Source organism: Streptomyces sp. NPDC002144 (assembly GCF_053593695.1).
On the sequence record NZ_JBSFDB010000112.1, the window covers coordinates 1 to 12,197 of the forward strand.

At 68.3% G+C, this 12,197-nt stretch carries 10 protein-coding genes and 3 pseudogenes; 5 read left to right on the top strand and 8 right to left on the bottom strand.

All coding sequences use genetic code 11. From position 1 onward, the window contains the following. Positions 1 to 282 (top strand): asparagine synthase-related protein (locus ACWCQ1_RS50835; RefSeq protein ID WP_451029975.1); only part of this gene is annotated, 282 nt, incomplete at its 5' end. Here the strand turns inward: ACWCQ1_RS50835 and ACWCQ1_RS50840 are convergent. From ACWCQ1_RS50840 to ACWCQ1_RS50850, 3 genes are all read right to left on the bottom strand, one after another. Continuing rightward, positions 269 to 832 carry a hypothetical protein gene (locus ACWCQ1_RS50840; RefSeq protein ID WP_451029976.1) on the bottom strand — a complete coding sequence of 188 codons (564 nt, stop codon included), beginning with the start codon at positions 830 to 832 and terminating at the stop codon, positions 269 to 271. The genes ACWCQ1_RS50835 and ACWCQ1_RS50840 overlap by 14 nt on opposite strands. A gap of 167 nt (positions 833 to 999) precedes the next feature. Beyond that, positions 1,000 to 1,503 carry a hypothetical protein gene (locus ACWCQ1_RS50845; protein WP_451029977.1) on the bottom strand — a complete coding sequence of 168 codons (504 nt, stop codon included), beginning with the start codon at positions 1,501 to 1,503 and terminating at the stop codon, positions 1,000 to 1,002. Between the two features lie 258 nt (positions 1,504 to 1,761). After that, positions 1,762 to 4,920, bottom strand: coding sequence for an AfsR/SARP family transcriptional regulator (locus tag ACWCQ1_RS50850; protein ID WP_451029978.1), 3,159 nt, complete (start codon positions 4,918 to 4,920; stop codon positions 1,762 to 1,764). A 437-nt stretch (positions 4,921 to 5,357) separates the two neighbouring features. Between ACWCQ1_RS50850 and ACWCQ1_RS50855 the strand changes: the two are divergent. Beyond that, positions 5,358 to 5,893 (top strand): annotated as a pseudogene (locus ACWCQ1_RS50855) (hypothetical protein). A gap of 12 nt (positions 5,894 to 5,905) precedes the next feature. Here the strand turns inward: ACWCQ1_RS50855 and ACWCQ1_RS50860 are convergent. The 3 genes and pseudogenes from ACWCQ1_RS50860 to ACWCQ1_RS50870 all read right to left on the bottom strand — a co-directional run. Further along, positions 5,906 to 6,209, bottom strand: a pseudogene (locus tag ACWCQ1_RS50860) (transposase); the annotation flags it as partial. Between the two features lie 37 nt (positions 6,210 to 6,246). Then, positions 6,247 to 7,131 (bottom strand): glycosyltransferase family 4 protein, encoded by an 885-nt coding sequence (locus ACWCQ1_RS50865; RefSeq protein WP_451029979.1) that lies wholly within the window; start codon positions 7,129 to 7,131, stop codon positions 6,247 to 6,249. Between the two features lie 54 nt (positions 7,132 to 7,185). Continuing rightward, positions 7,186 to 8,433, bottom strand: coding sequence for a reverse transcriptase N-terminal domain-containing protein (locus ACWCQ1_RS50870; protein WP_451029980.1), 1,248 nt, complete (start codon positions 8,431 to 8,433; stop codon positions 7,186 to 7,188). A gap of 230 nt (positions 8,434 to 8,663) precedes the next feature. On the opposite strand from ACWCQ1_RS50870, the gene ACWCQ1_RS50875 reads away from it, so the two are divergent. After that, positions 8,664 to 9,143 (top strand): DUF6924 domain-containing protein, encoded by a 480-nt coding sequence (locus ACWCQ1_RS50875; RefSeq protein WP_451029981.1) that lies wholly within the window; start codon positions 8,664 to 8,666, stop codon positions 9,141 to 9,143. Positions 9,144 to 9,686: 543 nt separating this feature from the next. Further along, the gene (locus tag ACWCQ1_RS50880; RefSeq protein WP_451029982.1) at positions 9,687 to 10,823 is read left to right on the top strand and encodes an acyl-CoA dehydrogenase family protein; all 1,137 of its coding nucleotides are present in this window, start codon (positions 9,687 to 9,689) and stop codon (positions 10,821 to 10,823) included. Between the two features lie 89 nt (positions 10,824 to 10,912). On the opposite strand, the gene ACWCQ1_RS50885 is transcribed toward ACWCQ1_RS50880, so the two are convergent. After that, the gene (locus ACWCQ1_RS50885; RefSeq protein WP_451029983.1) at positions 10,913 to 11,056 is read right to left on the bottom strand and encodes a hypothetical protein; all 144 of its coding nucleotides are present in this window, start codon (positions 11,054 to 11,056) and stop codon (positions 10,913 to 10,915) included. 58 nt (positions 11,057 to 11,114) lie between these two features. Beyond that, positions 11,115 to 11,498, bottom strand: a complete 384-nt coding sequence (locus tag ACWCQ1_RS50890; protein WP_451029984.1) for a hypothetical protein — start codon at positions 11,496 to 11,498, stop codon at positions 11,115 to 11,117. On the opposite strand from ACWCQ1_RS50890, the pseudogene ACWCQ1_RS50895 reads away from it, so the two are divergent. Beyond that, positions 11,443 to 11,991, top strand: a pseudogene (locus ACWCQ1_RS50895) (transposase); the annotation flags it as partial. The gene ACWCQ1_RS50890 and the pseudogene ACWCQ1_RS50895 sit on opposite strands and share 56 nt — an antisense overlap. Positions 11,992 to 12,197: the final 206 nt, after the last annotated feature.

The window sequence follows — 12,197 nt, forward strand, 5'->3', positions numbered from 1 at the left end:
GCGTGTGCCGACCTGCTGCCCAAGTCGGTGTACGACCGGGTCAAGAGCCCCTATCCCTCCACCCAGGACCCCAAGTACGCCGCCGCGCTCCAGGATCAGGCCAAGGACCTGCTCACCCGGCCCACCCATCCGGTCTTCGACCTCGTCGACCACGACAGCCTCCACCGCGTCGCCCACCGTGAGACACCGGTGAGCACCCAGGCCGAACGCCGCGGCCTTGAACGCGCGCTCGATCTCGCCCAGTGGATGGACATCTACCGCCCGGAGATCAGCCTCGGCTGACCCCCGGGAAGCGGCGCAGCGTGGCGCGCACGTGGAAAATGGGTGAGGTGTCAACCTCGTCTGCTCCCCGTGGCTGAGGGCTGGTGATCAGAAATGCGCTGTGCAGGACTCGGCCGTCCAGGCCCCGCCAGGAAAAGGGCTCTTGTGGTGTGCGTGGCCAGCGGAGGTAGTGCAGGCTGCCGGCCACGTGGGTGTTGCCCTGGTGGATGAAGGCGATCTTTGATGAGGCACCGCCGTCCAGGCGGTAGACGTGGCGGGGGTTGAGGCCTGGGCCGTGCAGAGTGCGGCCGTCTCCGCCGGCGTGGTGCCGCGGAAGGTCTCGCTCTGCCTGGCGCCGTCGAGGACTTGGAGCCACAGCTGGTGGTCGCGCAATGCCGAGGATCTTGCGGGGTCGGTGATTGATCGCCAGGGCGCCGGTGACGAGGTCGGTGCCCATCGTCTTCAGGGTGTCGACGATGTCCTCGCCGTCCTGCCGGAGGACGTTCTCGTTGAACCGGATGATGGTGTGGCGACGCCCCAGATCGCGCTGGGGACGCACTCGGGCGTCCACTCTTCCAGCGCGGCCAGCAGGACGCCCCCCGACCTCGTCCAGGGCGAAGGAGTCCGCGCACGGATCGGCATCGGCCGCCAGGTCCGTGACGGGCAGGCAAGGGCGCGTGGCGCACCGCGGCGCCCGCCCCGGGTGGCGGGGCGGGCGCCTGGGTGCGGTTGCGCGGGTCAGCAGTTCTTGATCTTCCAGATCGGGTCCCAGCTCCACCAGGAGGGGGCGATGTCGTACGCGGTCGAGTTGAGGACGCTTCCGCCGGCCGAGTCGTAGAAGCTGGCCACCGTGCCTGGGGTCTGGTTGTTGATGAAGCCGCCGCCGTCGCCGCCGCCGCCCCAGTAGGACAGCGAGTAGGTGTGGCAGGCCCACAGGTCGAACACCTTGTACTGGCCGACGGTCGGATCCCACACGCGGGCGCACAGCCGCTCGTACGGGCAGTCGTAGGAGCCGCTGGAGACGTACCGAATGCGTTCGGCGGCCGGAGAGATGCCCGGCGACCTCGCCAGCACGCCCGCCTTGGCCTGTGCGCTTGCCGCAGACGCGGGAGCCGTCAGAGCGGTGTCACTCACCGCCCGGTCGGTGGGAGCGGCTGCCTGGGCCGGCGCGCTGGCCAGGAGGCCGCCGACGACCAGACTCACCCCCGCGAGGAGCCCGCCCAGCTTTCGACGTAACTGCATGCTTGTCCTCCGTGTAGTAGTCGAGCAGTGATCTTGTCCTCGCTGCCGCGGCAACGGGGCCAGCCGGCGAATGGCAACAGGGACCTCACGATCAGAGGTATTCGGATAGGGGGAGGTGGTCGAAGCCTGGTGCCTGGCCGGACCCACACCGCGCCACAGCACGGCCCGCTTGGCCGGGCATAGTCGCACCAGACATAGACAACCTCCGTGTCCGTTGTGGGCCGAAGTGGTCCGGTGCACGAAGTTAGAGGGCACGACTCAAGGAAAACTGCGGAGATTCTGTGGCGTGTCCGTCGGGGGCGGAGGGGCAGCCGGAGGCGGCGCAGGCCGCGAGGGGTTCACAGTACGCTGGCTGCGCGGGGACGACGTCAGGTCCGGGACAGGGAAGGGCTCGCCCGCCTCCCTGCTTCCGAAACGGCGGAACGTGACCCTGGCCTCGTCCCGTGCCGCCATCGCATCGCTCCACCGCTCAAGCCGCCACTGAGCCTCGGCCAGATCACGCAGAGTGCGAGCCCTCCACAGCGGCAGGCCCAGTGAGTCCCACCACTCCAGCGCCCGGCTCAGGAAACCGCAGGCATCCTCCGGCCGGTCAGCGGCCAGTTCCGCCTCGCCCCAGGTGCGCAGGACCAGCGCCTGGCCGAAGCCGTCCTCCATCTCGCGGCAGACATCCAGCGCCTCCTGCAACAGATCCCGAGCCCCGGCCTCTTGCCCCTGTCGGATCCGGGTCTTCGCCAACGCCTGCGCGGCGTACGCGGCCATCAGCCGGTCCCCCGATGCACGCAGCGCGGCGAGCGCCCGCGCACCGTCGCGCGCCGCGCCTTCCCAGTCGCCGGCCGCGCGCCGGGTGATGCCGAGGGAGCGCAGTACGAGGCCGACGCCGTGCTTGTCACCGGCCGCCTGGTATTCGCGCTGCGCTGCAGCCAGTTCGTCGCGGGCCTGCCCCACCCGTCCGACCTCCGTCAGGATCCTGCCGCGGGTGTACCGCGCCCCGGCCCTGGCACCGGTGTCCGGGTGTGAGGGCAGCAGAGGGCGGGCCCGGTCCAGGGCAGCCAGGGCCGACGCGAACTCCCCCTTCTCCGTGAGAACCCCGCTCAGTTTCAGCAGAGTCACCACCAGGCCGTCCGTGTCGTCTGTGTCCTCGTACACCCGTAGCGCGCGACCGTAATACTCGACGGCCTCGTCTAAACGATCCTGCTCGCTGCGCAGCCAGCCCAGACCGGCCAGCAGCCGTGCCTCCGCCGCGTGATCTCCGTCCCGGCGTGCGGCCTCCAGGGCCACCGAGTGGGTGCGCCACCAGGAGTGGAACCGGTTGTGCAGTGCGAACGAGGAAGCGCACAAGGCGGTCGCCAGAGCGGTGGCGAGCCCACCCAGCCCCACTGCGGTGGCCCGCTCGACCATGCGCACGAGCGTCGATTGCTCCGCCTCGAACCACGCGTCCGGCGCGGCGAGCACCGCCTCCCGGATCGGGCCGTCGACCACCGCCGCCGGGCCGCGCGCGGAAGGGTGTGGACGCAAGAGTCGTACGGGAGTGCCGCTGGACGCCTCCTCGATCAGGGCCAGCCACCAGCTGCCGGCACGGTCGGCCGCCGCACGCAATGAGTCCGGCCCGTCCTCGGCCACGGCACGCTCATGGGCGAACAACCTGGTCAGGTCGTGCAGGCGGTAGCGGACGATGCCCGTACCGTCCGCACCGGCAACCTGAACCAGCTGCGCGCGGACCAACTCGTCGACGACGTCCTCTCCCTCCTCAGTGCCCCTCTCCAGCAGGACGGCGACGAGCCACGCCGGGAAGTCGGGCACCCCGAGCCAACCGATCCGTCTCAGTCCTCTCTGTGCCAGGGGGGAGACACCGGCATAACTGAGCGCGAGGCTGCCACGCACCTCCAGATCACCGATGGCCAGTTCGTTCAGGCGCCGGCGCTCCTCGCGCAGCCAGCTCGTAAACCTGAGCAGCGTCAGGTCAGGACGGGAGGACAGACGCGCTCCCGCAATCCGCACCGCGAGCGGCAGGTGCCCGCATAATCGGACGATCTCTAATGCTCGGCCGCGCTCGGCCCCTATCCGGGCGGATCCGGCGACACGCTCCAGAAGCTGGACGGAGTCCGCGTCGTCCAGTTCGGGCAGGTCCAGCCGTTGAGCACCCTCCAACGCCGCGAGCCGTGAGCGGCTGGTGACCAGACAGACGCAGCGCGGACCGCTGGGCAGCAGGGGACGTACCTGACGCTCGTCGGCCGCGTCGTCGAGGACGACGAGCACGCGACGGTCGGCGAGCAGGGTGCGGTAGAGGTCGACGCGTTCACCAGTCCGTCGCGGCAGGCTGCGTTCCGAGACTCCAAGGGCGAGCAGGAACCGACCGAGCACCTCGTCGAGCCTCCTGGGCCGGTCCCGGGTGCCGTGCAGTTCGGCGAATAACTGGCCGTCGGGGAAACGACGACGCAGAAGGTGGGCGGCATGCACCGCCAGGGCCGTCTTGCCGACACCGGGGGCACCGGTGATCGTCAGCACCGGGTCCCCGGCATCACGCAGGTACGAGAGAACTGCCGCACGACCGGTGAAGTCAGGTGTGTCCGGCGGGAGTTGACGCGGTGTCGGCGAGCCTGCGGATACGCCGCCGCAGGCGGCCAGCCCGACCACAGCAGGGGCTCTGTCCTTGGATCCCTGCGACTGGTGGCCGGGTTGTGAGCCGCGGCCTCCGCCCCCGAGGACCTGGCGATGGATCTCCTGCAGCCCGGGGCCGGGCTCGATGCCGAGTCCCTCCACGAGGGCCCGCCGCCCTTCCTGGTAGCAGACCAGTGCCTCCGATTGCCTGCCCTGCCGGGTGAGGGCGAGCATGAGGTGCCCGCGCAGTCTCTCCCGCAGGGGATGATGTTCGACCGCAGCCGCCAGCTCGTCCACCGCTACGACGTCCCGGCCGAGCGGAACAGCGGCGTCCAGCAGGTCTTCCTGAACGTCCAGGCGCACCGTGGTCAGTCGACTGCCTTCGCCGGCCGCCCAGGCGCCCGAGGTTCCGCCCAACGGCGCGCCGCGCCAGCGACCCAGCGCCCGGATGAACGCCGCCACGGCCTCCTCGTACCGGCCCTCATCGGCCGCACGGCGGGCAGTCGCGGCGCCGTCGCTGAATGCGCGTACGTCGACGTGATGCGTTACGAGATCGAGTCGATAAGCGTCGCCCTCCCGGACCAGCACGCCGGAGCCGAGCATTCTGCGCAGTGCCGAGACCTGCGTGTGCAGCGAGCTCCGGGGGTCCTTGGGCAGCCGCTCGCCCCACAACGCGTCGATGATCCGGTCGACCCGCACCGCCCGGCCACTCGAGCAGGCCAACAAGGCCAGTAACGTGCGCTGTCTGGGCCCCTCCAGCATGATCGTGCCACGCTCGGTGTCCCGCACCCGGACAGGGCCCAGCACTTCGATGTCCATGGATTATGCCCCCGATTCCTGCCGTTCCCTGCTGGTCGGTCAGGCACGCACGCCGGGAGTTTATCGTCGGCGATACCGACGGGCAGAGACACCTTCAGGCGCTTATCGAGATTCCTTCGTGGATACCCCCGCCTTCAGGCGGGGGAGGAAACGGACTCCTGCGGAGCAGGGCAGGGCAAGCCGATGCGCCGCCAGGGCGGATCGGCGTTCACCGCCAACCACCCTCAGGTCAGCGGTAGTTTGTATGGCGTCCGGTCGGCGATAACCAAGCTGGCCGGGCCTACCGCCGGGCTGGCGGGATGTCAGGTCTGTGGAGGTGGCGTAAGAAGCTGTTGTCTTTCCGGGCGTGATCGGTGCGTTTCGGCTGGTCGGGGATAGCAGTGGTGATTCCGTGGGAGTCGTGGCCTGTCGGGTTGTCGCTCCCCAGGAGGTCACGAATGCCGTCAGTCGTCGGACCGCTGGAACAGCACGAGCTCGCCGCTCGCCGTCGAGTGGACGGGCTGCGGGAGGAAGCCGACCGCATCCAGGCCGAACTGGCCGCGGCCGAGCAGGAATGGCAGGAGTGGGCGATCGCCCGCAGGCGGGTCGACACCGTGCTGGCTCCGGACGGCGGCAACACCGTCGGCACGGAGGTCACTGAGGATCCGCGGGATGCGGACGCGCCGCCGGGACCCCTGGACGGGGCGAAGCCGAAGTCGCAGGTGCCGGTGTGGCGTGAGGGACTTGCCTGGTCGGCGCTGTCGGTGGACTACCAGCGCATTCTCACGGCGCTCGCGGACCGGGACCGGCTCCATCAAGGGCCGCTGACCTGCGAGGAGATGGCCGCCGTGTTCGGCATGGACGTGGTGCCGGCACGAGTGGAGGCACTGCGGTCGAAGGCGAAATGCCTGGTCGCGCGAGGCTGGCTGGCCGAGCAGCAGCCGGGCGGTTCACCCTCGCCCAGGGTGTGGCCGGGCAAGTCGGCGCGTCATGAGCATGGTCATCGGCCCGCACAGGCGGGCTGGACCGGGCGGGCCACGGCTGGATGGGCGGTGTGCCGGGAGGAAATGCCCACCGCGTAGAGCAGGTTGCGTTCTTCCAGGCCGTGGCGGGAAAGCGGCGGCATCGCCGTAGCCGGCGTCCGCGACGACCAGGGGAATGTCGATGCCCCACGACCGGGCCTCGTCGATCATGTCCAGGGCCAGTTGCCACTTCTCCACATGCCCCACTCCGGCGGGAATGCCGCAGCGGCCGCGGCGTGCGACCTTGTCCGCATCCGCCTCGGGAGAGGCAGGATCGCAGGACGTGGGACGCTCCCGGGCGTCGTCGAGGGCGTCGAACACCGGGTTAGGAGGCAACCCGGAGCGTCAAGTCGCGAAACTGGCGCCCGGTGGCAGCGATGTCGTATCGGCGCGCGTTATGCAGAGCCGCCTGGACCAGGGCCTTCCGCCGATGGAAATCTCGGCCCATCTCGTCCAGGGCCACGGCCAGCGAGCACGGGTCGCCGGGAGTGTACGGAACACCAGCGCTCCCGAGGATTTCCCTCACACCGGGAAGATCGGAGTAGACAACCGGAAGTCCGTGGGCTTGGGCCTCAATGAGGACGAGCCCGAAAGCCTCCAGTCCCTTGGTCGTGAAGACGAAGGCGTCGAAGTTCGGCAGGCGCCACAGTTCGGCGCGGGGTAGGAACGGATCAAAATGGATTCGATCCCGCAGGCCGAGTTCGATAGTCCGCTGTTCCAGATGCTCCCGTTGGGGTCCGTTGCCGATCACGGTCAAGTGGTGCGGCTGATCGGTCAATGCGAGGAATTCGACGGCGGTGATCGTGGATTTGGTGTCGTCCAGGCGGCCGGCGTGTACCAGGGACAGGGGACCGGTCCCTGCGGACGGGTGATCGTGTGCATGGGCATCGGCCAGACGGATGCCCCACGGGATGATGACGATGCGGTCGGTGAACCGGCGCCCGGTGAGGCGATCGATGCGGTCGGCGAGGACCGAGGTTGGGGTGACGATCGCGGCGCTGGCACCGGCGACTTCCAGCACGGCTTGGTGCTCCGCCATGTTGCGCTCGGCCGCCATCACTTCGGGGCCGTGAGCGATGGAGATGATCGGGATCGTGCCGGCGGTGCGACTGAGCGCGAGGCTGAGTGCGAACCCGACGTTCTGGGCGTGGATGGCGTCCGGCCGGATCTGCTCGATGAGCTTCCTTACCTCTTGCGTCAGCTCGTCCACGTGGGTGTCGAAGTCAGGGCCCTGGGGCGCGATCCTGCGCCGCGAGCGGCTGTATCACTCGCACGTGAAGGAGTGGCGGGCCGCGCGGGATGCCGGGGCCCTGGAGAAGCTGGTCGACAAGCGCACCAGCCCGGCGAGGCCGAAGAAGTCCCCCGCCGAGGCAGAGAACGAGAAACTACGCCGCCAGGCGGAGCGCCTGGAGAAAGAACTGGCCCGGAACAAGGCCGCGTTGGAGGTCATGCGAAAAGCTTCCGCGCTCTTGGAAATGATCTCCGAGGGCGCGGACTGACGCATGCCGCCGCCCCGGTCGCCGACGATGCCTTCGCCGGCGTCGAGGACGCGCTGGGCATCACCGCCGCGTGCCGGCTGACCGGCCGCTCGCGGGTCACCCACTACCGCAGGCTGCGGCCCCCACCAGAGCGAACCCCCAGGAAACCGCAGGTCCAGCCCGCGGCTCTGACAGCCGAAGAGCGGGCCGCAGTACTGGAGCTGGTGAACAGCGACGAGTACGCCGAGCTGCCGCCCGCCCAGATCTGGGCCCGTGAGCTGGATGCCGGGCGCTACCACTGCCCGGTCTCCACGATGTACCGGATCCTGCGCGAGAAAGGCCAGTCCGGCGAGCGCCGAAGACAGGCCGCCCACCCCGCCAGAACGGTGCCCGAGCTGGCGGCCACCGCCCCGTCGCGTCGCAGTGAACCGGCCGCGCTCGACCACCCCGGCCTTCAGCCACTGTCGGACCATGCCCCGGGCGGGGAAGGTGCCGAGCTGGGCCAGAAGCCGGTCGTGGTCGATGCGGTCGAACGCCGCTGCCAGGTCCGCGTCCAGGATCCACACGCGCTGCGCGTTCTTGCCGTTGAGCGTGTTGTAGATGACCCCGATCGCGTCGTGGCAGCCCCGGCCCGGAGGGAGCCATACGACCTCGCCTCGAACCAGGCCTCTCACTCGGGTTCCAGCGCCGCCGACACCCGGGCCTGGTGGCACCCGGTCGACGATCACGGGAATGCCGAGCGGGCGCCGTCTGCGTCCCACCGCCTTGGGGATGAAAACCCGCCGGACCGGACGGGCCTGCCAGATGCTGCCGCGCTGCTGGATGAAGCGCGCCAACTCTGACTTGCCCGGGGCAGTCAGCACGACCTGACCGTCGATCCCCGCCGTCTTCCGTCCGGCGTTGACCTCCGTCACCCGGCGCACGCTGACCAGCGTGTTACTCAGGCTCCGACACGTCAAGAACCCGCCAACGCCCCTTGTGTGACCAGCGGAAACGCTAACTACCCGGCCTTGGGGGAACTTCATTCGCAGCATCAATCGGACTTTGAAACAGCCCTGCTCAACTGACCTGCGCCAACGCACGATCAACGAACTTTGCAATCGCCCTGGCACGAGTGATCGGGGTTGATGGGCAAGGTCCCGCACAACGACGGGCAATAAACCGTCGGCTGTTTGCGAAACGCTCCCGCGACCTGCTGGTGTGCGGGCTACAGGAAGGGTTCCCCGTCCTTCCTGACATCCTGCCAGCAAGAAGAAAGTACGGTATGACGACCATGCCAGACCGCCCGCCCATCGACCTGAGAGATGACGACGAGTGGGACGCCCTCGTGATCCGCACTGACTATTCCAACGATGCTGCCTGGCAGCTGGCCGCCGCGGGACTGCAGCAGCCGTGGACGGATGACATGGAGGCCTCCTGCCACGTCGTTGACGACCCTGGCTGGGCCGGCGCGGAAGCTGACGAGGTGCTGGCCGTCCTCCCCGAATGCCCGCCCAGAGTCGTGTTCCTGGCCGACGCCCTCACGATGCGTGACGAGCACCCACTTCTGGCGGTGAGCACTAGCCCGGACCCGGCGGACTGGGACGACCCGGTTCCTGGGGGCGGCTTGACACGACGATTCCGGATTCTTCCTACGGCCGTCGCGGAGATGGTCGGCAATCTCGCCATCGCTAACATGGATTTCGAGGATTTTTCCAGATCGGCCCACGGTGACGCGCAGAAGATCCACCGCGGGTATCTGTGACCTGTCCAGGGCTGTTTCAAAGGATGCTGCGAAGTCGCAGGTTGCGGTGGCGTGACGACTGTCGGTCGACCCGTCTCTCGCACAACGAATTACTCCGCAGCGGACGCTCCCTGAGGAGATGAGCGACTTCGCAATCGAGTCGATGAATTTGAGGATAAGACCATGGCAACAATTCTCCTTACCGGCGTCAATCGGGGTATTGGCTACGAGACGGCCCGAGCTGTCCGGTGCGGCTGGGGGTTGCACATGCCGACGGCCGTGACCAGCGAGGTGAAAGATCGGGCTGCGCAGTCAGCATCCGAGGTGACCAACCTGACCTTGCATATTCGGCGGCCACGCCACCGGCTCATCCAAGCCCCGCCGTACGAACCAGCAGCCGTATGCAAGCTCCATTCGACCTATGCAAGACCAGATGCAAGGTCAAGCTGAACCGTTCCGGGTCTGGTGGCAACGAGCCGGCTACCCGCGCGTCACGGCAAAGATCGTTGCAGTACTAAAATACTTGTTGCATCAATTCTGTGAGTATGCGCTTAGGGGAGTGTCATGTCCGAGGAACACCGTGTGCCCGTGGATCCGCTGACGCTCCCCGGGAAGCTCCGCGCCTCGATCGAGGCTGCCGCTGAGGAGATGGACGCGAAGCGTGGTCTGCCGGACGCGTTGGTCGCGGAGCTTCGTGCGTCTGGGATTTTCCGTTTGCATACGCCTCGGGAGCTCGGCGGGGCGGAGGCATCGTCCGTCACTGTCATGCGGGTGTACGAGGAGCTCGGAAGGATCAACGCGTCAGCAGCCTGGGTGGTGGCCAACGGCAACACCGGCCTGTTGGCCTCCCGCATGGAGCAGGCGGGAATCGATCGTATTTGGGGAACGGGCACGGAACCTGTTTTCGCCAACTCAACGGGAAGGCCGGGGGCGGCGATCCCGGTCGAGGGAGGCTACCGGGTCTCGGGTCACTACAAAGTGATCAGCGGGATCGGTGCGGCGGACTGGCTTTGGGCCGCGGTAGTCAACGTCGATGATTCCCGCGACGTTCGGTATGCGGCTTTGCACCGGGACGACTGGTCGGTACAGGACACCTGGGATACGACCGGAGCACGCGGCACCGGCAGCCATGACGTACTCGTGGAGGACGCCTTCGTACCGAGTGAGCTCGCCGTCGATCTGTCGCGTCCGACGCTCATCAACAGACCCCTCTACCGGGGTTTGGCCCGCAGGTTCACGATGCCCGGCGCCAGCGCGGTCGCCCTTGGTGTCGCCCAGCAGGCGATCGAGGAGATCATCCTGCTCGCTCCGACCAAGCGGACCGTGACCGGAAGCACTCTGGCTGAACTCCCTCACGCGCAGAGCACTCTGGCCAGGACCGAGGTCGCCGTGCGAGCGGCGCACCATTTGTTCTACTCCGTGCTGGGGGAACTGGACGAGGCGGCCGAGAGGGATGAGAAGGAGACCGTCGAGGACTTGGCCACGCTGAGGGCGACAATGAACCATGTGGCCGATGTGTGCCGCGAGGCGCTCATCTCCATGTACAAACTGGGTAGTTCGTCGGCTATCTATCGCGGGGAACCCTTGGAGCGCCTCTTCCGGGACGGAATGGCCCTTCTTCAACATGCGATTGTCTCGGATACCGTAATGGAAGCGGTGGGAAGGATCCGGCTCGGCATGGACCCCGGTATGAAACTCTGAGGCGGGGTTGCGGCGACGGGTACGCTGGGCGGTACTGGACGGATTCTACCTACGCGGCGAGTCGAGTGGACGTAAGTCCGGTGCCGCCGTCAAGTAGCCAGCACCACGGATTCGGCCCCGGCAGCCGACCGCAGCCGCACCGCCGTCCCGGTCAGCGCCACCACCTGATGCTCGCCGCCGTCGAAGGTCAGCCAGTCGCCCGGCCGCAGCACCGAGCCCCCGCCCGCGGTCACCGGACCATCCCCGACGAAACCAGGGAGTCGCCGTGCAACGGCGTGGAGGCCTCCACCGTCAGTCGTGCCACCACAGCAGGTGGAACAGCACCGGCAGCACCGCCAGCGGCTCAGCCGCCACGGCGGCGCCGTCCATCAGCGCCAGCGGCTCGGCGAACACCTCCCGCAGCCGCGAGGCCGCCGGCTCCATGTGGTGCCGAGGGTGCTGGTAGCCCGCCAGCCGCCTGACGTTGCGGACCACAACCGGATCAGCGGCGCCCAACAGCCGGAACTCCCACCCCACCTCCGTGCAGGCCGCCTCCGTCGCGTCGAACTTCGCGACGTCCCGCGGTCGGCGCCGTTCGGCTGGACGACGTCGATGACAACGGCAGTCCCGTTGTCCATCAGCCGTGGCCTGGCCTGTCCAGCCCGCCTGTGCGGGCACCGGCCGGCCGTCGGCCATGCCGTATCCCGAGCCTGCGCAGACCATGAAAGACCTGGTCATCGCGGCGGGGCGGGCGGCTGCGAGGCCGGTGGCCTGGCGGGAGGGCTCCCGGCCCGGCACGTCGATCAGCGGATCCAAGCGCCTGTACTCGCGATTCGTGGCCCTGCGCGTGCGACCCGCCGGACGCGGGGTCCGTCAGGCCAACGAGGGTGCTGAGCTGCCCGAACGCTGGCTGCTGGCCGAGTGGCCCGCCACCGAACCCGAACCGGTGCAGTTCTGGCTGTCGAACCTGCCCTCCGGGATGCCGCTGGCCACGCTGGTACGGCTGGCCGAGCTGCGCTGGCGCATCGAGCACGACTACCGGGAGATGAAACAGGCCCTGGGCCTGGCCCACTTCGAAGGCCGCACCTGGAGCGGCTGGCACCACCACGTCACCCTCGTCTCCGCCGCCCACGCCTTCTGCACCCTGCAACGACTGGCACGAGACCCAAAAGACATGGTGCGGGCCTGAGCCTCTACCAAGTCGTCCGCGAACTGCAGACACTCCTCGCCATCTGGACCGGCCCCTGCCCCACCTGCCACCGCAACATACCCACACCACTACGAACCTGACCAAGCCCTACTAGGGCGTGTTTCGAAAGTGCTGGTCACAGCCATTCGTTGATGGCCGCGACCAGCACGGTCGCCTCGTAGCGGACGGCGAGTTTGTCGTACCTC

Excerpts from the sequence above, each read along its gene's own strand:
- ACWCQ1_RS50870 (WP_451029980.1), bottom strand. The coding sequence starts at position 8,433 with ATGCTGCGAATGAAGTTCCCCCAAGGCCGGGTAGTTAGCGTTTCCGCT.
- ACWCQ1_RS50850 (WP_451029978.1), bottom strand. The coding sequence starts at position 4,920 with ATGGACATCGAAGTGCTGGGCCCTGTCCGGGTGCGGGACACCGAGCGT.
- ACWCQ1_RS50890 (WP_451029984.1), bottom strand. The coding sequence starts at position 11,498 with ATGGCCGACGGCCGGCCGGTGCCCGCACAGGCGGGCTGGACAGGCCAG.
- ACWCQ1_RS50845 (WP_451029977.1), bottom strand. The coding sequence starts at position 1,503 with ATGCAGTTACGTCGAAAGCTGGGCGGGCTCCTCGCGGGGGTGAGTCTG.
- ACWCQ1_RS50880 (WP_451029982.1), top strand. The coding sequence starts at position 9,687 with ATGTCCGAGGAACACCGTGTGCCCGTGGATCCGCTGACGCTCCCCGGG.
- ACWCQ1_RS50875 (WP_451029981.1), top strand. The coding sequence starts at position 8,664 with ATGACGACCATGCCAGACCGCCCGCCCATCGACCTGAGAGATGACGAC.